Genomic DNA, 20,372 nt, shown 5'->3' on the forward strand with positions numbered 1-20,372 from the left:
GTTCGGCTATCGAGAAGAGGGTTTGGCATGAGCAACGCTTGCAGCATTGACCGCGCCGCCGTAATCGGCGCCGGCACCATGGGCCGCGGCATCGTCATGAGCCTGGCCAACGCCGGCATCCGGGTGCTGTGGCTGGACAACAACCCGCAGATGCTCGAACAGGCCCTGGGCGTGGTCGCCGAGACCAATGCGCACAACGTCCGCCTCGGCCGCATCAGCGAGCAGGAGTCCACCGCGCGCCTGGCCTGCATCACCCCGGTGAGCGACTACCCGGCGCTGGCCGAGGTCGACCTGGTGATCGAGGCGGTGTACGAGAACCTCGAGCTCAAGCAGCAGATCTTCCGTACCCTGGACGCCACCCTCAAGCCCGGGGCGATCCTCGCCAGCAACACCTCGGCACTGGACATCGACGCCATCGCCGCGGTCACCGCGCGGCCGGAAAGCGTGCTGGGCCTGCACTTCTTCAGCCCGGCGCACATCATGAAGCTGCTGGAGATCGTCCGCGGCGCCAGGACCGCCCCGGCGGTGCTGGACGCCGCCCTCGAGCTCGGCCGGCGCATCGGCAAGGTGGCGGTGGTGGCGGGCAACTGCCACGGCTTCATCGGCAACCGCATGCTCCACGCCTACGTGCGCGAGGCGCGCATGCTGCTGCTCGAAGGCGCCTACCCGCACCAGGTGGACGCCGCGCTGCAGGGTTTCGGCTTCGCCATGGGGCCGTTCCGCATGTACGACGTGGTCGGCATCGACCTGGAGTGGCGCGCCCGCGAGCTGGCCGGCAAGGGCCAGGACGACCCGGCGGTACAGGTCGACAACCGCCTGTGCGGGCTCGGCCGCTTCGGCCAGAAGGCACGCCTGGGCTACTACCGCTACGCCGAAGGCAGCCGCCAGGCCGAACATGACCCCGAGGTGGACGCCCTGGTACAGCAGGTGTCCGAGCAACTGGGCTTCGCCCGCCGCGCGGTCGGCGCCGAGGAGATCCTCGAGCGCTGCCTGCTGGCGCTGGTCAACGAGGGGGCGAAAATCCTCGAGGAGGGCATCGCCGCCAGCAGCCACGACATCGATCGGGTGTACCTGAACGGCTACGGCTTCCCGGCCGACCAGGGCGGGCCCATGGCCTGGGCCGACGACCAGGGCGCCGCGGATATCCTGGCGCGGCTGCAGGCATTGCAGGCGCGCTTCGGCGAGCATTGGCGACCCGCCGCGCTGATCGAGTCCCTGGCCGCCAGCGGCAAGCGGTTTGCCGACGTGCGGGTGTCCGACGTGCGGGAGGGCCGGGCATGAGCTATCAGGCGCCGCTGCGCGACATGCGCTTCGTCCTCCATGAGCTGTTCGACGTCACCGCCCACTGCGAGACGCTCGGCCAAGGCCTGGACCGCGAGCTGATCGATGGCGTGCTGGAGGAGGGCGCGCGCTACGCCGCCGAGGTGGTCGCGCCGCTCAACCGCCAGGGCGACGAGCAGGGCTGCACCCTGGTCGACGGTGCCGTGCGCACCCCCGACGGCTTCCGCCAGGCCTACCGGCAGTACGTCGACAACGGCTGGGCGAGCATGACCGGGCCCGGTGAGTACGGTGGCCAGGGCCTGCCGCAGCTGCTCGCGTGCGCCTTCCACGAGATGCTGATGGGCGCCTCGCTGTCCTTCCGGGTCTACTCCGGGTTGACCGAGGGCGCGGTGCTGGCGCTGCATAGGCATGGCAGTGCCGCGCTGAAAGATGCCTACCTGGAAAAACTGGTCAGCGGCCAGTGGGCCGGCACCATGTGCCTGACCGAGCCCCAGGCCGGCACCGACCTGGCGCTGCTGCGCACCCGTGCCGAGCCCCAGGCGGACGGCAGCTATAAGGTCAGCGGGAGCAAGATTTTCATCAGCGGCGGCGAGCAGGATCTGTCCGAGAACATTGTCCACCTGGTGCTGGCGCGCCTGCCGGATGCCCCGGCCGGGGTCAAGGGGATCAGCCTGCTGCTGGTGCCCAAGTTCGTCGCCAACCCGGACGGCACGCCGGGCGCGCGCAACGCCCTGAGCTGCGGCGCGCTGGAGCACAAGATGGGCATCAAGGGCGCCGCCACCTGCGTGATGAACTTCGACGGCGCCAGCGGCTGGCTGATCGGCGAGGCCAACCAGGGTCTGGCCTGCATGTTCACCATGATGAACGACGCGCGCTTCCAGGTCGGCCTGCAGGGCCTGGGCATCGCCGAGGCGGCCTTCCAGGGTGCCCTGCGCTATGCCCGCGAGCGCCTGCAGTCGCGGTCCCTGAGCGGCCCGGCCGAGCCGGACAAACCGGCCGACCCGATCATCCACCACCCGGACGTGCGGCGCATGCTGCTGACCCAGAAGACCCTGGTCGAGGGCAGCCGCATGCTCGCCGCCTACTGCGCGCGCCAGCTCGACCTGGAGCACGGTCAGGGCGATGCGCGCGCGCGCCAGGCGGCCGGACGGCGAGCGGCACTGCTGATCCCGATGGTCAAGGCGTTCTTCACCGACATGGGCCAGGAGGTCGCCAGCCTCGGCGTGCAGGTCTATGGTGGCCACGGTTACATCCGCGAATGGGGCATGGAGCAGCTGATGCGCGACAGCCGCATCACTCAGCTGTACGAGGGCACCAACGGCATCCAGGCGCTGGACTACATTCGCCGCAAGCTGCTCGGTGACGGCGGCGCGGAGCTCTCCGCGTTGCAGGCCGAGTTCAGCGAACTGTGCGATGCGCAGCTCGGTCGCCCGGCCCTGGCCGAACAGGCCAGGACCGTGCAGGCGCGCCTGGGCGAATGGCGCGAGCTGAGCGCCGAGGTGATCGCCGCCTGCCAGCGTGATGCCCAGGAAATCGGCGCCACCTCGGTGGACTTCCTCCAGTATTCGGCCTATGTGTTGCTGGCGGGGTTGTGGCTGCAGGCCGCGGCCCGCGCCCAGGATATGCTGGAGCAGGGCAGCGACGAGGCGGCCTTCTACCAGGCCAAGCTGCACAGCGCGCGCTTCTACCTGCGCCGCGTGCTGCCGCGGGCCAGTGGTCACCGCGAGGCCCTGCAGGGCGGCGCCGGGTGCATGATGGCCATGCCGGAGGACAGCTTCGCGTTCTAGAAACCCCATGGGGTGGAAAACCGCGAAGCGTTCTCCACCCGGGATCCGGGCTACAACAAGAGGAGCGGCAACATGCACCCATTCAGCTTCGCCACCTGCGCGCAGATCATCTGCGAAACCGGCTCGGCCCGGCGCCTGGGGGCCCTGTGCGCCGAGCGCGGCGCCCGCTCGGTGCTGATTGTCACCGACCCCGGCATCACCAAGCTCGGCCTGCTGGCCGAGGTGCTCGCCGGTTTTCTTCAGGAGGGCGTGACCGCCCAGGTGTTCGATCAGGTGCTGGCCGACCCGCCGGAGGCGGTGGTGCTGGATGCGGTGGCGCAGGCCCGGGCGCTCAAGGCCGAGCTGGTGATCGGTTTCGGCGGCGGCAGCTCGATGGACGTGGCCAAGCTGGTCGCCCTGCTGGCCCATCCCGAGTGCGCCCAGCGCCTGCAGGATATCTACGGCGTCGGCGCCGCCCGCGGCCGGCGCCTGCCGCTGATCCAGGTGCCGACCACCGCCGGCACCGGTTCGGAAGTGACCCCGGTGGCAATCGTCACCACCGGCGCCACCAGCAAGATGGGCGTGGTCTCGCCGCTGCTGCTGCCGGATGTGGCCCTGCTCGACGCCGACCTGTGCCTCGGCCTGCCGCCGGCGGTCACCGCCGCCACCGGCATCGACGCCATGGTCCACGCCATCGAGGCCTACACCAGCGCGCTGAAGAAGAACCCGCTGTCCGACCTGCTGGCCCGCGAGGCCCTGCGTCTGCTGGCCGCCAACCTCGACGAGGCGGTGCACAACGGCGCCAATCGCGAGGCGCGCCAGGCCATGCTGCTCGGCGCCTGCCTGGCCGGTCAGGCCTTCGCCAACGCGCCGGTGGCTGCGGTGCACGCGCTGGCCTATCCGCTGGGCGGGCACTTCCACATCCCCCACGGCCTGAGCAATGCCCTGGTGCTGCCCCACGTGCTCGGCTTCAATGCGGCCAATGCCGCCCCGCTGTATGCCGAGCTGGCGCCACTGGTGCTTGGCGAGCGACTGCGTCCCGGCGATGCCATGAGCCAGACCGAACAGTTCATCGGCGCCCTGGCCGACTTCGCCGAGCGCAGCGGCCTGCCGACCCGCCTGCGTGATGCCGGGGTGCCGCAGGACAGCCTCGCCCAACTGGCGGCAGATGCCATGCTGCAGCAGCGCCTGCTGGTCAACAATCCGCGCGAGATGACCGAGGCCCACGCCCTGGCCATCTACCAGTCGGCCTACTGACGACCCAGCGCGGCGAGAACGCTCCCATCGGACAATGAGAGGCAGCGATGGCGGCGGCTTGAGCCGCGATCGGGTAACCGCCCCATGATTCAAGGAACCTCGATGAACCCACCTCAGCACCTGCGCAGCGACTACCGTCACTTCCAGCCGATCACCACCCGTTGGCACGACAACGACCTCTATGGTCACGTCAACAACGTCACCTACTACAGCTACTTCGACAGCGCGGTGAATGCCTACCTGATCGACGCCGGCGGCCTGGATATTCACCAGGGCGAGGTGGTCGGCTTCGTGGTCAGCTCCAGCTGCGACTACTTCGCCTCCATCGCCTTCCCCGAGCGCATCGAGGTCGGCCTGCGGGTCGCCAAGCTGGGTAACAGCTCGGTGCAGTACGAGCTGGCGGTGTTCAAGGCCGGCGAGCCGGAGGCCTGCGCGGCCGGGCGCTTCGTGCACGTGTTCGTCGACCGCCAGAACAACCGACCGGTGCCGATTCCCGCGCGCCTGCGCGCGGCCCTGGCCGAACTGCTGGTCGCCGCCGGCTAGTCGCCCAGGGCCGCGCGGCGACCGCGTTCGAGGTCGACGCCGGCCAGGATCAGCAGGCCGAGGACGAAGTAGCTGCCGGTGAGCAGGATCGCCAGGCGGTGGTCGCCGGCGCTCAGCCAGCTGGTCAGGCCATAGGTCATGGGGCCGAGGATCGACGACAGCTTCACCGCCTGGCCCCACAGGCCGAAGAACTCGGCCAGCCGCGTCGGCGGCGCCAGCAGGCCGACGATGGCGCGCCCGGCCGACTGGCTGGCGCCCATGCACAGGCCGGCGACATTGGCCGCCAGCCAGAACAGCGGCGGGCCCTCGGCGGCCCAGGCCAGGGCGACCATCAGCAGCCAGCCGCACAGGGTCAGGCGCAGGGTGGCGAGGTGGCCGAGGCGGTCCTGCACATAGCCGAACGCCAGCGCGCCCAGGGCGGCGGTGAGGTTGACCAGCAGGATCAGCAGCAGGGTATCCTGGGTGGAAAAGCCCATGGCCTGGTCGGCATAGATCGCGGCCAGGGTCACCACCGCGGCGATGCCGGCCTGGTAGCAGAGGGTGCAGGCCAGGAAACGCAGCAGGTCGCGGTAGCGTCCGGCCTCGCCCAGGGTGCGGGCGAAGCGGGCGAAGGCCACCCGCGCGCCGGCACCGCTCGGGGCCTGTGGCTGGCTGCGCTCGCGCAGGAGCAGAAAGGTCGGCAGGCTGGCCACGGCGAACAGGCCGGCGGTGAGCAGCATGCACACCGGCACAAACTGCGCCGCCGTGTCGCCGCGGGCCTGCGCCCAGCCGACATAGGCCAGGCTGGCGCCGAGGCTGAGCAGGCCGCCGAGATAGCCCAGGCTCCAGCCCCAGCCGGAGACGCGGCCAATGGCCCCTTCGCGGGCAATTTCCGGAAGGAAGGCGGCGATCAGGTTTTCACCGCTGCCGAAGCAGAAGTTCGACAGCACCACGAACAGCATGGCGATACCCAGGGCACCCGGGCCGGCGAGGGCCAGGCCGGCGGTGCCGGCGACGCAGCCGAGGGTGCTGAGCAGCAGCAGGCGCTTCTTGCAGGCGTGGGCGTCGGCATAGGCGCCGAGCAGCGGCGCGCTGAGGATCACCAGGGCATAGGAGATGGCCAGGGTGCTGGTCCAGGCCAGGGTGCCCCAGTCTGCGCCGCCGGCCACCACGGCGACGAAGTAGGCGTTGAACACCGCGGTGATCACCACCGTGGTGTAACCGGAGTTGGCGAAGTCGTACATCGCCCAGGCCCAGGCTTCGCGGCGGCGGACCCCGGGAGCGAGGCTGGCGGTCATGCGGCTACCTCCGTGCGACTTGGCCACAAGCCTAGCCGGCCTGGCCGTCTCGTGCGCCCGCTACCGCTGCGGGCCGCGAGGGCCTATGGTGAAAAGTAACGGGGCGGCCGTTCGGGCTGCCCGTTCATGCAGGGGACGCCCATGTCGCATCCGCCTGATGACAGTCAATCGGACCCGGCCCAGGTCGCGCGCAGGCTGCTCGGCATCATCGGTCAGACCCTGGCCGAAGTGCACCCGCAGGCCATGAAGCAGGGCCGGATCGGCCTGCACAGCGCGCTCGACCGCGACCTCGGGCTGGACAGCCTGACCAGGGTCGAGCTCTGGTCGCGGATCGAGCGTGAGTTCGACGTGCGTTTGCCGCAGTCGCTGTTTGCCGAGGCGCAGACCCCCGGCGATATTCTCGCGGCGCTTTTGCGCAATCTGCCCCAGCTCGGCGCAGCGGACGAACTGCCCGCAGCATTCGATGAGCACTGGCCGCCGATGGCCGATGAACGGCGCCCGCCGGAGCAGGCACAGACCCTGATCGAGGTGCTCGATTGGCACCTGCAGGTCCACCCCGAGCGCATCCATGTGCGCCTGCTGGGCGAGGATGAGCGTTGCGAAGACATCAGCTACGCCGCCTTGCATGCCGGCGCCAGCGCTGTGGCCGCCGGCCTGCAGCGGCGTGGCCTGCGCGTTGGTGAGCGGGTGGCGCTGATGCTGCCAACCGGCCGCGACTTTCTCTGCGGCATGTTCGGCATCTTCCTGGCCGGCGGCGTGCCGGTGCCGATCTACCCGCCCATGCGTCTGGCGCAGATCGAGGAACACCTGCAGCGCCAGGCCGGGATACTCGGCAATGCCGAGGCGGTGGTGCTGATCACCCTGGAGCAGGCCAGGCTGTTCGCCCGCCTGCTCAAGCCGCAGGTGCCGAGCCTGAATGCGATCGTCACGGTTGCCGAGCTGTCGGCCAACCCTGCGGACCTGGTGGTGCCGCCGCGGCAGGCCGAGGACATCGCCTTCCTCCAGTACACCTCGGGCAGCACCGGCCAGCCGAAGGGGGTGATCGTCAGCCACGCCAACCTGCTGACCAACCTGCGGGCGATGCGCCAGGTCTTGGAGGTCAGTGCCAAGGACGTGTTCGTCAGCTGGTTGCCGATGTACCACGACATGGGCCTGATCGGTGCCTGGTTCGGCAGCCTGTACGTCGGCTTCCCGCTGGTGCTGATGTCGCCGCTGGCCTTCCTGGCCCGTCCGGCCAGTTGGCTGTGGGCCATCCACCGCTATCGCGGGAGCATCTCGGCGGCGCCGAACTTCGCCTATGAGCTGTGCCTGAGCAAGGTCGACGCCGCCGCTCTGGAGGGCCTGGACCTGAGCAGCTGGCGCCTGGCCCTGAACGGCGCAGAGCCGGTCAACCCGGATACCCTGCGGCGTTTCGCCGAGCGATTCGCCGCCTATGGTCTGGCCGCGACGGCGCTGATGCCGGTGTACGGCCTGGCCGAGGGCACCCTGGGTGTGGCCTTCCCGCCGCTGGGCCGCGGGCCGCGGGTCGACCGGGTCCGGCGCGATGCCTTCCAGCGCAGCGGCCAGGCGCTGCCCGCCGCCCCCGCGGCCGACGACGTGCTGCGCTTCGTCTGCAGCGGACGGCCGCTGCCCGGGCATCAGGTGCGCATCGTCGATGGCAGCGATGTCGAACTGCCCGAGCGCACCGAGGGCCACCTGCAGTTCAAGGGGCCGTCCACCACGCGCGGTTATTTCCGCAACCCCCAGGAGGGACGGCGGGTGCGCCATGGCGACTGGTTCGACTCCCTCGACCTGGCCTACCTGGCCGACGGTGAGCTGTACATCAGCGGGCGGGTCAAGGACCTGATCATCCGTGGCGGGCGCAATATCTATCCGTACGACCTGGAGGTCGCCATCGGCAACCTGGCGGGGTTGCGCAAGGGCTGCGTGGCGGTATTCGGCAGCAGCGGGGCCGACGGCGCCAGCGAGCGCCTGGTGGTGCTGGCCGAAACCCATGAGCGCGACGAGGGCGTCCGTCAACGGCTACGCGAGACAATCGCTCGGGTGGCCCTGGCCGTCGGCGGCGTGCAGCCCGACGATATCGTCCTGGCAGCGCCGCACAGCGTACTGAAGACCTCCAGCGGCAAGATCCGCCGCGCCGCCAGCCGCGAGCTGTACCAGCGCGGCGAACTCGGCCAGGCAGGACGCGCGGTCTGGCAGCAACTGCTACACCTGGCCCTGGGGGCGGCGCGGGGTCAGTTCGGTCGCGCGGCGCGGCGCCTGCGCGCCCTGCTCTATGCCGGCTACTTCTGGGCCTTGCTGCTGCCCATCGCCGGCCTGACCTGGCTGGCGGTGGCGCTGCTGCCGCGTCGCGACTGGTGCCGTCGGGTGGCCCGCCTGGCGGCGCGGTTGTTTCTGCGCGCGGTCGGCATGCCGGTGCGTGCCGAGGGCCTGGAGTGGCTGCAGGGCACGCAGGTGCGCGTGCTGATTGCCAATCACGCCAGCTACCTGGATGGGCTGGTGCTGTGCGCGGTATTGCCGCCGAGCTTCGGCTTCGTCGCCAAGCGCGAGTTGGCCGAGCAGTTCATCGCCGGGCGTTTCCTGCGCAAGCTCGGCGCCTGCTTCGTCGAGCGCTTCGACCCGCAGCGCAGCAGCGAGGATGCCGAGCGCCTGGCCGCCGTGCTGCAAGGCGGGCAGTCGCTGGTGTTCTTTCCCGAGGGCACCCTGACCCGCGAGGCGGGCCTGTTGCCGTTCCGCCTCGGCGCCTTCGCCCTGGCCAGCCGCGTGGCGGTGCCGCTGTTGCCGGTGGCGCTTGGCGGCACGCGTACGGCTCTGCGCGGCGGCCAGTGGTTCCCCCGGCGCAGCGTCTTGCGCGTCAGCGTCTGCGCGCCCCTGCACGCACAGGGCAACGACTGGCGCGCCATAGTCGCGCTGCGCGACCAGGCGCGAGGGCTGCTGCTGGAACAGTTGGAGGAGGCCGAGCGGCTGCTGCTGGCGGGCTGAAGCGGCGCGACTAGACTTACACCGCTGGGCATCTGCAGCGTTGCATACCCATCGAGCCTGTTGCCGGGACAGCCCAGGCAGTGTTCAGGAGGCCTATGGAGAACCTTCCGCCGATTCAGGCTACGCTCGATTCGTTGCGGCGAAAGGTGGCCAAGTATGGTCACCTGCGGGAAAAGCTGGCCGAAGTGGAGCGCCTGGCCGGGGCCATGGCCGCCACCAACAGCGACCTCAGCCGCCAGTTGAGCGAGGCGCAGCAGCGAGTGCGGCGCTGGCAGGAGTTCTTCGAGCTGTCGCTGGACATGCTCTGCATCGCCAACACCCAGGGTTACTTCGTCGACGTCAACCCGGCGTTCCTGCGGGTGCTGGGCTACAGCAAGGAGCAGCTGCTGCAGCGGCCGTTCATCGAGTGGGTTCATCCTGACGATGTGGCCTCCACGCTCGAGGAGCTGCGCAAGCTGGCCGGTGGTATCGATACCATCAATTTCGAGAACCGCTATCGCTGCAGCGACGGCAGCTATGTCTGGCTGGCCTGGTGCACGCCGGCGCCGCCACCGGACAGCGACCTGCTCTATGCCATCGCCCGGGACGTCAGCGAGCGCAAGCGCAGCGAGGCCGAGATCCTCTATCAGGCCTCGCATGACAGCCTGACCGGGCTGTTCAACCGCGCCGCCCTGATGCAGCACCTGCAGCAGGCCTGCGCCTGTTTTCATCGCGATCCGGCGCAGGGCTTCGCCCTGCTGTTTCTCGATCTGGACTACTTCAAGGCGATCAATGACGGCTACGGCCACCGCATCGGCGACGAACTGCTGATCCAGGTTGCCGGCCGGCTATCCCAGCAGTGCCGCGACAGCGACGTGGTCGCGCGCCTGGGCGGCGATGAGTTCGTGATTCTCGCCAGCGGCCAGTCGGCGCTGCACGCCGAGGAGCTGAAGGCCCGCCTGGTCGAGGCGCTGCAGGCGCCGTTCAAGGTCGATCGGCATGAGCTGCGGGTTGGCGCCAGTGTCGGCATCGCCCGGCCAGGCAGCGGCGAGCTGGATCTGACCGGGTTGCTGGATGAGGCCGACCGCCAGATGTACCTGCACAAGCTGGCCGGGCGCAGGCGCTAGGGCCCGTTAGCGGTATTTCTTGTGCCACTTGTGCTTCTTGTGGCCGAGGGCGAGACCGGGATGGCCGTCGCCACGGTGGCCGTCACCACGGTGGCCGTCATAGTAGCGGTCACCCTCGCGGCGCCCGCCATCGCCGTCGCCATAGGCGTTGCCCAGGGCGCCGCCGGCCGCGCCGCCGACCCCGGCACCGATCAGGCCGCCGGTCTGGCCGCCCACCCGGCTGCCGATCACCTGGCCGCCGGCGGCGCCGAGGCCGCCGCCGATGGCCGCTTCGGTACGGCTGCCGCGATCGGCGCCGACCGCGCTGCCGGCCGCGCCACCGACGCCGGCACCGATGGTGGCACCGGTATCGCCGCCGACCTGCTGGCCGACCATGGTGCCGAGCACGCCGCCGATGGCGCCGCCGACGCCGGCTTCGGTGTTGCCGGCCAGGGCGGCGCCGCTGGTCAGGCTCAGGGACAACAGGAGGATCGAGGCGTACTTCATGTTTCAGGCTACCGCGGCAGGTGATGAGGGCGCCGATGCTGACCGGTCGCGCGGTGGCCGGCAAGTGTCAGTGGTCGGCCCTGCGAGGCGCTTCACAGCCGGCCGGCGACGGGCTTCAGGGGTTCAGCCACAGGCGGGTGTCGCGGGGCGGCAAACCGGCCGGCGTTGGGTAATCGATCGGGATCAGGGTGCGCTGGTCGAGTCGCGCCCGCTCCACCAGGTCGCCGAAGTGACGCAGGAACAGGGCGCGAAAGCTGCCGTCGGCCTCGATCATGGCCAGCCCCTCGGCGAAGCGCCGCTGCAGGGCTTCGTCCTCGCGCTTGAAGGTGAAATACACCGGCAGGTTGTAGACCAGGGCCAGGTGTGGCTCGACCATCAGCTGCGGGTAGCGTTCGGCCTGCGCCTCGAGCTCCCGCCAGGCCTCGTGCAGGCCGCGGTGGTAGTAGTCGAAGCGACGCCTGGCGAGCATCGGCAGCAGGTTGTCGGGATTGGCCATGCCTACCACCGGCAGGCGATTGCGGGCGAACAGGGCGAAGTCGCCCCACTGGCTGCCAAATCCGCCGCGCAGCTGGCGCAGGTCCGCGAGGCTGTTGACCCGGGCGAAGCGGACGGCGTCGGCCTGGTGGATCAACAGCACGCGATAGCCGAGCATGCCCTTGTGCAGGTCCACCGGGAGCATGCGGAAGTCGCGCAGGCGCGCTTCGGTCGGCGGCACATAGGCCAGATCCACCTGACCGTCGCGCAGCAACTCCAGGCAGCGCTCCTGGGTGGGGTCGGGCGTACTGCTGGGCTGAATCCGCCGCGGGCCATAGCGCTCGGCGGTGCGGGCCAGCAGCAGGTTGCTCAGCTCGATGCGGTAGGCATATTTCTCCGCTTGATGCTGACAGACCCGCAGATCGGGTTCTGCCCAGGCCACGCCGGCGAACAGGCCGGCGAGCAGCGCTGCGGCGGCGAGCAGGCGTGGGCGCGAGGCCGAACACATAGATAGTGCCATCGTGCTGCCCGCTCCTAGAGCAGGCTCTCCTTGCCCCAGAGGTCCAGGGCGTGGGCCAGCGGCAGCACCTCGCCGGGCCGGCTCAGCGAGTAGCCGGGCAGCTGGCCGATGCGCGCCTGGAACTCGGGGTGCTGCAGCACCTCGAGCAGGGCGGCCATCGCCGGCAGCGCCAGGCTGTCCTCGTGGCAGAGCAGGCAGTAGTGCTCGCGGGCCAGGGGAACGAAGGCCAGGCCGAACATGCGCGCCGCCGCCTCGACGCCGAAGCCGGCGTCGGCCATGCCGCTGGCGACATAGGCGGCCACCGCGGCGTGGGTGTACTCCTCGTTGTAGAAACCGTTGATGCTGGCATTTTCGATCCGCGCCTGCTGCAGCAGGCTTTCCAGCAGCATGCGCGTGCCCGAGCCCCGCTCACGGTTGACGAAGCGCAGGCCGGCACGCTGCAGGTCGGCCAGGCGGGAGATCTGCTGCGGGTTGCCCGGCGCCAGAATCAGGCCCTGGGTGCGCACGACGAAGGTGATGACCCGGTGTTCCGGACGCAGCCAGGGCTGGATACGGCTCATGCTCAGCGCGCCGAGCGGCCCGGCCGGCACGTGCAGCCCGGCCAGGTCGCAGTCCTGGCGCTGCAGCGAGAGCATCGCCTCGACCCCGCTGCGAAACTGCAGCTCCCACTGCCAGCGGTTGTCCTGCTCCAGCCACTCGCGCAGCGCGGCCACCGCGAAGCCATGGCTGGCATGGATGCGCAGGCCCGGGCGGGTGGCCTGCAGGGCACGGTTGAGCTCGATCTCCAACTCGCCGGCGAGGTTGTCCAGCTGCGGAGTCAGACGCGCGCTGATGCGTTGGTCGGCGCGCAGCAGCTTTTCGCCTAAGCTGGTGAGTTGGGCACCCTTGCCGCGTTGCAGGGCGATCAGCGGGCTGCCGAAGAACTCCTGCCACTTGGCCAGCAGGTTCCAGGCGTGACGGTAGGAGTAGCCGACCCGGGCGGCAGCCTCGGTCAGCTTGCCGGTTTCATGCACCGCCTGCAGCAGGTCCAGGCCCTGGGGGTCGAGGGTGCTGCCGTCGCTCTGGTGGAAACGCCAGTGCGGTTGAATTTCAATACGGATCATGTGCACAGCTCTTCATATTTGATCGCGGAATAGCCCATGATAACTTGCCTTATCTGGCGTTTCTGCGCCCGAGTATAAGAACTTTACTTCATATATGGCGACCCTTCAGCGGAGCGCCCGAGATAAGCCGACCATCAGCCGTGAGTGGTTCGGTTTATCTCCCCGACAGTACCGGCTCTCTGCGCCGGCTGGAGTTTCGAACATGGCCACTCTTCCCCAGCGCTTCGACCCCGAGCAGTGCCAGGCTGTTACCCGTGAGGTACTGGCCGCGCACCGCGGGCAACCGGGCGCCCTGCTGCCCATCCTCCACGACATCCAGGACCGCCTCGGCGCCGTGCCGCCGGAGCTGTTGCCGATGATCGCCGAGGAGCTCTGCCTGTCGCGCGCCGAAGTGCACGGGGTGGTCAGCTTCTACCACGACTTCCGCGCCACCCCGCCGGGTCGTCAGCACCTCAAGCTGTGTCAGGCCGAGGCCTGCCAGTCGATGGGGGTCAAGGCGCTGACCGCCGAGCTGCAGGACAAACTCGGCCTGCAGCTGGGCGAGACCCGCGAGGACGGCAGCCTGACCTTCGAGGCGGTGTACTGCCTGGGCAATTGCGCCTGCGCGCCCAATGCCATGCTCAACGGTGAGTTGCATGGCCGTGTCGATGCCGAGGGCCTGCTGGCCCTGCTGGAAGAACAGGAGGCCGGCGCATGAGCCAGGCGAATAACACTACCCTGACCGTCTACGTGCCGCGCGACGCCACCGCCCTGAGCCTGGGCGCCGACCGGGTGGCCCAGGCCATCGCCGCCGAGGCCAAGGCGCGCAACCTGGAGATCAAGCTGGTGCGCAACGGCTCGCGCGGCCTGCATTGGCTCGAGCCCCTGGTCGAGGTCGCCACCCCGGCCGGCCGCGTGGCCTATGGTCCGGTCAAGGCCAAGGACGTTGCCGGGCTGTTCGACGCCGGTTTTCTCGAAGGCAAGGAACATGCCCTGGGCCATGGCCTGACCGAGGAGATCGACTACCTCAAGCGCCAGGAGCGCCTGACCTTCGCCCGCGCCGGCATCACCGACCCGCTGTCGCTGGACGACTACATCGCCCACGACGGCTACCGTGGCCTCAAGCGCGCCCTGGGCATGACCCCCGAGGCGATCGTCGCCGAAGTCACCGAATCCGGCCTGCGCGGCCGTGGCGGCGCGGCCTTCCCCACCGGGATCAAGTGGCGCACCGTGCTCGGCTGCGCGGCGGAGCAGAAGTACATCGTCTGCAACGCCGACGAAGGCGACTCCGGCACCTTCTCCGACCGCATGGTGATGGAAGACGACCCCTATGTGCTGATCGAGGGCATGACCATCGCCGGTCTGGCCGTCGGCGCCACCATGGGCTACATCTACCTGCGCTCGGAATACCCGCATGCCGAGGCCGCGCTGCAGGCAACCATCGCCAGCGCCTACGCCGCCGGCTACCTGGGTGACGATGTGCTCGGCAGCGGCAAGGCCTTCCACCTGGAACTGCGCCGCGGCGCCGGCGCCTACATCTGTGGCGAGGAAACCGCGTTGCTCGAGAGCGTCGAGGGCAAGCGTGGCACCGTGCGGCCCAAGCCGCCGCTGCCGGCGATCGAGGGCCTGTTCGGCCAGCCGACGGTGATCAACAACGTGATCTCGCTGGCCTCGGTGCCGATCATCCTCGACAAGGGTGGCGCCTACTACAAGGATTACGGCATGGGCCGCTCGCTCGGCACCCTGCCGATCCAGCTGACCGGCAACATCGCCCGCGGCGGCCTGATCGAGAAGGCCTTCGGCGTCACCCTGCGCGAGCTGCTGTATGAATACGGCGGCGGCTCGGCCAGCGGCCGGCCGATCCGCGCGGTGCAGGTCGGCGGCCCGCTGGGCGCCTACCTGCCCGAGTCGCAGTTCGACACCCCGCTGGACTACGAGGCCTTCGCCGCCCTCGGCGCAGTGCTCGGCCACGGCGGCATCGTGGTGTTCGACGACACCGTCGACATGGCCGACATGGCGCGCTATGCCATGGAGTTCTGCGCGGTGGAATCCTGCGGCAAGTGCACGCCCTGCCGGATCGGTTCGACCCGTGGCGAGGAGCTGCTCGAGCAGATCATCGTCGCCCGTTCCGAAGGCCCGCAGCCAGGTCGCATCGAACTGCTCAAAAGCCTCTGCGACACCATGCTCGGCGCCTCGCTCTGTGCCCTGGGGGGGATGACTCCCTACCCGGTGATGAGCGCCATCAACCACTTTCCCGAGGACTTCGGGGTGTCGAAAGACGCCACCGAAGCCCGCTGATCCGGAGGCGTCCTCATGGCCCTGTATCGTGAACTCGACTATGGCACCCCCGCTCGCACCGGCGCCCCGGTGACGGTGGAAATCGACGGCAACCCGATCACCGTGCCGGCCGGCACCTCGCTGATGCGCGCCGCCCAGGAAGCCGGCATCGCCGTGCCCAAGCTGTGCGCCAGCGACAGCCTCGAACCCTTCGGCTCGTGCCGCCTGTGCATGGTGGAAATCGAAGGCCGCCGCGGTTTCCCGGCGTCCTGCACCACCCCGGTGGAGCCGGGCATGAAGGTGCGCACGCAGAGCCCGAAGCTGGCCGAACTGCGTCGCGGCACCATGGAACTGTACATCTCCGACCACCCGCTGGACTGCCTGACCTGTTCGGCCAACGGCAACTGCGAGCTGCAGGACATGGCCGGCGTAGTCGGCCTGCGCGAAGTGCGCTACGACCCGGTGAAGACCCACCTGGCCGAGCCCAAGGACGAATCCAACCCCTATTTCAGCTACGACCCGGCCAAGTGCATCGTCTGCAACCGTTGCGTGCGCGCCTGTGAGGAGGTGCAGGGCACCTTCGCCCTGACCATCGACGGCCGCGGCTTCGACTCGCGCGTGGCCGCCAGCCAGGACGAAGACTTCATCGATTCGGAGTGCGTGTCCTGCGGCGCCTGCGTGCAGGCCTGCCCGACCGCCACCCTGATGGAGAAGTCGCTGATCGAGATGGGCCAGGCCGAGCGCAGCGTGATCACCACCTGCGCCTATTGCGGCGTCGGCTGCTCGTTCAAGGCCGAGGTCAAGGGCAACGAAGTGGTGCGCATGGTGCCGAACAAGGACGGCCACGCCAACCACGGTCACGCCTGCGTCAAGGGCCGCTTCGCCTGGGGCTACGCCACCCACCCGGACCGCATCAAGACGCCGATGATCCGTGACAGCATCCACGAGGCCTGGCGCCCGGTGAGCTGGGACGAGGCCATCGGCCATGCGGCCGAGCGTTTCAAGGCCATCCAAGCCCAGTACGGGCAGAACGCGGTCGGCGGCCTGACCTCCTCGCGCTGCACCAACGAAGAGGCCTACCTGGTGCAGAAGCTGGTACGCGCCGCCTTCGGCAACAACAACGTCGACACCTGTGCACGGGTCTGCCACTCGCCGACCGGCTACGGCCTCAAGGTCACCCTCGGCGAGTCGGCCGGGACCCAGGACTTCGACTCGGTGCTGGCCGCCGACGTGGTGCTGGTGATCGGTGCCAACCCCACCGATGGCCACCCGGTGTTCGGCTCGCAGCTCAAGCGCCGCCTGCGCGAGGGCGCCCGCCTGATCGTCGCCGACCCGCGCGGCATCGACCTGGTGCGCAGCCCGCACATCAAGGCCGATCACCACCTGCAGCTGCGCCCGGGCACCAACGTCGCCCTGCTCAACAGCCTGGCCCATGTGATCGTCAGCGAGGGTCTGGTCGACGAGGCCTTCGTCGCCGAGCGTTGCGAGGCCGAGGCCTTCGAGCAATGGCGCAGCTTCGTCAGCGAGGCGCGCAACAGCCCCGAGGCACTGGAAGCCACCACCGGCGTGCCGGCCGCCGAGGTGCGCGCGGCCGCGCGGTTGTACGCCATCGGCGGCAACGCGGCGATCTACTACGGCCTGGGCGTCACCGAGCACAGCCAGGGCTCCTCCACCGTGATGGCCATCGCCAACCTGGCCATGGCCACCGGCAACATCGGCCGCACCGGCGTCGGGGTCAACCCGCTGCGCGGGCAGAACAACGTGCAGGGCTCCTGCGACATGGGCTCCTTCCCCCATGAGCTGCCGGGCTATCGCCACGTCTCCGACCCTGTGGTGCGTCCGCAGTTCGAGGCCGCCTGGGGCGTCAAGCTGCTCGACGAGCCGGGCCTGCGCATCCCCAACATGCTCGCCGCCGCCCATGCCGGTACCTTCAAGGGTATCTACATCCAGGGCGAGGACCCGGCCCAGTCCGACCCGGACACCCAGCACGTCACCGACGCGCTGAAGGAAATGGAATGCGTGGTGGTGCAGGACCTGTTCCTCAACGAAACCGCCAAGTACGCCCATGTGTTCCTGCCGGGCGCTTCGTTCCTGGAGAAGAACGGCACCTTCACCAACGCCGAGCGGCGCATCTCGCCGGTACGCAAGGTGATGCCGGCGCTGGCCGGCAAGGAAGACTGGGAGGTGACGGTAGCCCTGTCCAATGCCTTGGGCTACCCGATGAATTACACCCATCCGTCGCAGATCATGGACGAGATCGCCAGCCTGACGCCGACCTTCACCGGGGTCAGCTATGCCAAGCTCGAGCGCATGGGCAGCATCCAGTGGCCGTGCAACGAGGAGGCGCCGGAAGGCACCCCGATCATGCACGAGGACGCCTTCGTGCGTGGCAAGGGTCGCTTCATGGTCACCGAGTACATCGCCAGCGACGAGCGCACCTCGCGCAAGCGTCCGCTGATCCTGACCACCGGCCGCATCCTCTCGCAGTACAACGTCGGCGCCCAGACCCGGCGGACCTCGAACAAGGCCTGGCATGCCGAGGACATCCTCGAACTGCACCCGGTGGATGCCGAGGACCGCGGGATCAAGGATGGCGACTGGGTCGGTATCAACAGCCGCGCCGGCGAGACGGTGATGCGCGCCAAGGTCACCCAGCGCATGCAGCCTGGGGTGGTCTACACCACCTTCCACCACCCGGAATCCGGCGCCAACGTGATCACCACCGACAACTCCGACTGGGCCACCAACTGCCCGGAGTACAAGGTCACCGCGGTGCAGGTGCGCAAGGTCGAGGTGCCTTCGGAGTGGCAGCAGGAGTTCGAGGCCTTCACCAAGGAGCAGGTCGAGTTCCTGCCGCGGATCAAGGTCACCCAGCTGTAAAACCCGCCGGCGGGCCGTTGTGGCCCGCCGGCGCTTCCCGTTTTCTCTTCAGCGCATCGAGGTGTGCAGATGGGCATGAATGCCACGCAACTGATCAAGATGGCCAACCAGATCGGCGCCTTCTTCGCCTCCCAACCCAACCCCGAGCAGGCGCGCGAGGAGTTCGCCCAGCACCTCAGGCGCCAATGGGACCCGCAGATGCGCACCGCGCTCTACGCCCATGTCGATGCCGGTGGCGGCGAAGACTTGAGCGAGTTTGTCCTGGCGACGTTGCAAGGCCTGCGCGGGCAGATCGAGCCGACGGCCAAGCGTGCCTGATCGGCGTTCTGACCTCGGTCAGGCGCAGCGCCTAACCATCGGCCCGCACCCTGCGGGCCGATTGTTTTCGGCGAGGGACGATGCGCGGTTCTGGGCGAGCCGGGCGAGGATCCTTGCGCCGGGCGCCGTCACCTGCCGGCGCGAGTCGGCAGCTCACCCACCTGTGGATATGGGGCAATGAAGTCCTGGTAAGGCGTTCAGCCGCGCAATGGATGATACTCACCGCCGGTGGCTGGTTAATCTGATGTTCTGCAACGGTAGAGGCTTTATATGTGGATGCGTGCTACCTGTTTGCTTGAATTCAACAATCTGGTTGCGACGCCGTTTATCTTCATGTTGCGACCGCGCAGCGGCTGGCAGCAGTGGATCGGCCGCGAACAATACCTGTTGACGCCCAGCGTGTCGGCGATCGAGTTCACCGACCCATTTGGCAACCTGTGTCAGCGTTTGATGGCGCCAGCCGGACCATTCACCGTCAACACCTCGTTTGATGTCGATGTAGCCGAGGCCTCTGACTCCGCGCCCGGCGCCCAGTTTGTCGAGGTGCAGCGGCTACCCGAAGAAACCCTGCCATTCCTGTTGCCCAGTCGCTTCTGCGAGTCTGATCGCTGCACCCAGCTGGCTGCTTCCATCGTTGCTGGATGCTCCCCCGGATACGATCAATGCAGCGCGATCGTGGATTATATTCGCCGGACGATCGCCTATACGCCCGGATCGGGTCAGCAGATCATCAGTGCCTGCGAGGTCAACGAGAGGTCAGAGGCTGTCTGCCGCGACCTGGCGCATCTGGGAATTGCATGTTGCCGTGCGCTGTCGATTCCGGCGCGGATGGTCGTCGGCTATCTTGAAAACCTGCAGCCGATGGACCTGCATGCCTGGTTCGAGGCTTTCGTAGGCGGGCGCTGGTATACCTTCGATCCAACCCAGGATGATGGGCGGGGGGGAAGGATTGCCGTCGCCTATGGTCGCGACGCGGCCGACGTGGCCATCTATACGCAGTTCGGCGATCCGGTCGAGTTGCTTAACATGAACGTAACCGTCGAGCGCATCGCCGCACCTGCCTGCTGACTGTTATTAAGGCGCCTGCATAGCGCCCAAGACCAGGCCGCTGCCCACCCTGATGGCCATCCGGCTTCTGGACAGGGGCCTGGTTCAGCCTGGCGGCCACCAAGGGCCATTGGCGAAAGGGGCCGGCCTGTTTGCCTCGCTCAGGCCTCTGCGTCTGCTTGCGGTGGCGCCGGGCTGTAGACCCTGGGCGCACTGCGATGTGGCAGGTGGATCAGGTTGAGCCGATGGCGCCGCGCCCAGTCCACCGCCAGGTCGGTCGGTGCGGAGAGGCTCAGCAGGGTGCCGATGCCGGCGCGCACCGACTTGTGAATCAATTCCAGGCTGCAGCGACTGGTGACCACGGCGAAGCCCTGGCGCGGGTCCAGCTGTTCGCGCAGCAGCGCGCCTATCAGTTTGTCCAGGGCGTTGTGCCGGCCGATATCCTCGCGGCACAGGCGCAGCGCGCCGCTACCATCGATGAAGGCCGCGGCGTGCAGGGCGCCGCTATGGCGGGCCAGGCGTTGCGCGTCGGCCAGGCGATCGCGCAACGCATCCAGGTGCGCGGGCGGCGGCAGTGGGCTGGCGCTCAGCGCCGCGAGCTTGGGCAGCGCCTGTTCCAGCGCCTCGACGCCGCACAGGCCGCAACCGCTGGTGCCGGCCAGCTGCCGACGCTGTTGCTTGAGCGCCCAGAAGGCGCGGCTGCTGATGTCCACCTCGGCATTGATGGCGGCGCCGATGCGCTGCAGGCGGATGTCGTAGATCTCGTCGATGGAATCGACCAGGCCGCCGCTGAGGCTGAAGCCGGCGATGAAGTCCTCCACGTCGGTCGGCGAGACCATCATCACCGCGTGATTGATGCCGTTGTAGGCGATCGCCAGGGCGCATTCCTCGGCCAGCGCCGCCTGGCCGGGTTGCGCCGCCGGGTCCAGCTCGACGTAGCCGTGCTCGTGCACCGGGCTGGCGGGGCTGGTATCGACGTTGGGTTTGGCGGTGGGACGCGGCATGTCTGAGGGCTTTCCGGTGGTTGTGGAGCTAGCCTAAGCCCCTGGGGCGCAGGCGTCTAATGCTGCGTAGGG

General features: G+C 68.8%; 16 protein-coding genes. 11 read left to right on the forward strand and 5 right to left on the reverse strand.

What is annotated here, in order from left to right:
• Nucleotides 1–27 precede the first annotated feature (27 nt).
• The 4 genes from AB5S05_RS12780 (at nucleotide 28) to AB5S05_RS12795 (ending at nucleotide 4,847) form a co-directional block, all read left to right on the forward strand.
• Complete coding sequence (locus AB5S05_RS12780; protein ID WP_369287912.1) at nucleotides 28–1,281, forward strand: 3-hydroxyacyl-CoA dehydrogenase; 1,254 nt, start codon at nucleotides 28–30, stop codon at nucleotides 1,279–1,281.
• Nucleotides 1,278–3,068 carry an acyl-CoA dehydrogenase C-terminal domain-containing protein gene (locus tag AB5S05_RS12785; protein WP_369287913.1) on the forward strand — a complete coding sequence of 597 codons (1,791 nt, stop codon included), beginning with the start codon at nucleotides 1,278–1,280 and terminating at the stop codon, nucleotides 3,066–3,068. Before AB5S05_RS12780 ends, AB5S05_RS12785 begins: the two co-directional genes overlap by 4 nt.
• 72 nt (nucleotides 3,069–3,140) lie before the next feature.
• A complete protein-coding gene (locus AB5S05_RS12790) occupies nucleotides 3,141–4,304 on the forward strand; it encodes an iron-containing alcohol dehydrogenase (protein ID WP_369287914.1) in 1,164 nt (387 codons plus the stop codon).
• A 102-nt stretch (nucleotides 4,305–4,406) separates the two neighbouring features.
• Nucleotides 4,407–4,847 carry an acyl-CoA thioesterase gene (locus AB5S05_RS12795; RefSeq protein WP_369287915.1) on the forward strand — a complete coding sequence of 147 codons (441 nt, stop codon included), beginning with the start codon at nucleotides 4,407–4,409 and terminating at the stop codon, nucleotides 4,845–4,847.
• On the opposite strand, the gene AB5S05_RS12800 is transcribed toward AB5S05_RS12795, so the two are convergent.
• On the reverse strand, nucleotides 4,844–6,124 hold the full coding sequence (locus tag AB5S05_RS12800) for an MFS transporter (RefSeq protein ID WP_369287916.1): 1,281 nt from the start codon (nucleotides 6,122–6,124) through the stop codon (nucleotides 4,844–4,846). The two genes, AB5S05_RS12795 and AB5S05_RS12800, sit on opposite strands and share 4 nt — an antisense overlap.
• 141 nt (nucleotides 6,125–6,265) lie before the next feature.
• Here AB5S05_RS12800 and AB5S05_RS12805 point away from each other — a divergent pair, with 141 nt between their 5' ends.
• Nucleotides 6,266–9,106, forward strand: a complete 2,841-nt coding sequence (locus tag AB5S05_RS12805; RefSeq protein ID WP_369287917.1) for an AMP-binding protein — start codon at nucleotides 6,266–6,268, stop codon at nucleotides 9,104–9,106.
• A 95-nt stretch (nucleotides 9,107–9,201) separates the two neighbouring features.
• Nucleotides 9,202–10,212, forward strand: a complete 1,011-nt coding sequence (locus AB5S05_RS12810; RefSeq protein ID WP_369287918.1) for a diguanylate cyclase domain-containing protein — start codon at nucleotides 9,202–9,204, stop codon at nucleotides 10,210–10,212.
• Between the two features lie 6 nt (nucleotides 10,213–10,218).
• On the opposite strand, the gene AB5S05_RS12815 is transcribed toward AB5S05_RS12810, so the two are convergent.
• The 3 genes from AB5S05_RS12815 to AB5S05_RS12825 all read right to left on the reverse strand — a co-directional run bounded on the left by AB5S05_RS12815 (nucleotide 10,219) and on the right by AB5S05_RS12825 (nucleotide 12,795).
• On the reverse strand, nucleotides 10,219–10,698 hold the full coding sequence (locus AB5S05_RS12815; protein WP_369287919.1) for a hypothetical protein: 480 nt from the start codon (nucleotides 10,696–10,698) through the stop codon (nucleotides 10,219–10,221).
• 115 nt (nucleotides 10,699–10,813) lie between these two features.
• Entirely contained in the window at nucleotides 10,814–11,692 is an 879-nt protein-coding gene (locus tag AB5S05_RS12820; RefSeq protein WP_369287920.1) for a substrate-binding periplasmic protein, read from the reverse strand.
• 14 nt (nucleotides 11,693–11,706) lie between these two features.
• Entirely contained in the window at nucleotides 11,707–12,795 is a 1,089-nt protein-coding gene (locus AB5S05_RS12825; RefSeq protein ID WP_369287921.1) for a substrate-binding domain-containing protein, read from the reverse strand.
• Nucleotides 12,796–12,997: 202 nt separating this feature from the next.
• On the opposite strand from AB5S05_RS12825, the gene AB5S05_RS12830 reads away from it, so the two are divergent.
• The 5 genes from AB5S05_RS12830 (at nucleotide 12,998) to AB5S05_RS12850 (ending at nucleotide 19,317) form a co-directional block, all read left to right on the forward strand.
• The gene (locus AB5S05_RS12830; RefSeq protein WP_369287922.1) at nucleotides 12,998–13,492 is read left to right on the forward strand and encodes a formate dehydrogenase subunit gamma; all 495 of its coding nucleotides are present in this window, start codon (nucleotides 12,998–13,000) and stop codon (nucleotides 13,490–13,492) included.
• The gene (locus AB5S05_RS12835; RefSeq protein WP_369287923.1) at nucleotides 13,489–15,072 is read left to right on the forward strand and encodes a formate dehydrogenase beta subunit; all 1,584 of its coding nucleotides are present in this window, start codon (nucleotides 13,489–13,491) and stop codon (nucleotides 15,070–15,072) included. The genes AB5S05_RS12830 and AB5S05_RS12835 overlap by 4 nt, the downstream gene beginning before the upstream one ends.
• Before the next feature lie 15 nt (nucleotides 15,073–15,087).
• Complete coding sequence (gene fdhF / locus AB5S05_RS12840; RefSeq protein ID WP_369287924.1) at nucleotides 15,088–17,931, forward strand: formate dehydrogenase subunit alpha; 2,844 nt, start codon at nucleotides 15,088–15,090, stop codon at nucleotides 17,929–17,931.
• A 75-nt stretch (nucleotides 17,932–18,006) separates the two neighbouring features.
• Complete coding sequence (locus AB5S05_RS12845; RefSeq protein WP_369287925.1) at nucleotides 18,007–18,249, forward strand: formate dehydrogenase subunit delta; 243 nt, start codon at nucleotides 18,007–18,009, stop codon at nucleotides 18,247–18,249.
• Nucleotides 18,250–18,519: 270 nt separating this feature from the next.
• Nucleotides 18,520–19,317: a transglutaminase-like domain-containing protein gene (locus AB5S05_RS12850; protein ID WP_369287926.1), complete on the forward strand. Its 798-nt coding sequence runs from the start codon at nucleotides 18,520–18,522 to the stop codon at nucleotides 19,315–19,317.
• Between the two features lie 140 nt (nucleotides 19,318–19,457).
• On the opposite strand, the gene fdhD is transcribed toward AB5S05_RS12850, so the two are convergent.
• Nucleotides 19,458–20,300: a formate dehydrogenase accessory sulfurtransferase FdhD gene (gene fdhD, locus AB5S05_RS12855; RefSeq protein ID WP_369287927.1), complete on the reverse strand. Its 843-nt coding sequence runs from the start codon at nucleotides 20,298–20,300 to the stop codon at nucleotides 19,458–19,460.
• Between the last annotated feature and the right edge of the window lie 72 nt (nucleotides 20,301–20,372).

The organism is Pseudomonas zhanjiangensis (genome assembly GCF_041027545.1).
Classification (GTDB): Bacteria; Pseudomonadota; Gammaproteobacteria; order Pseudomonadales; family Pseudomonadaceae; genus Aquipseudomonas; species Aquipseudomonas zhanjiangensis.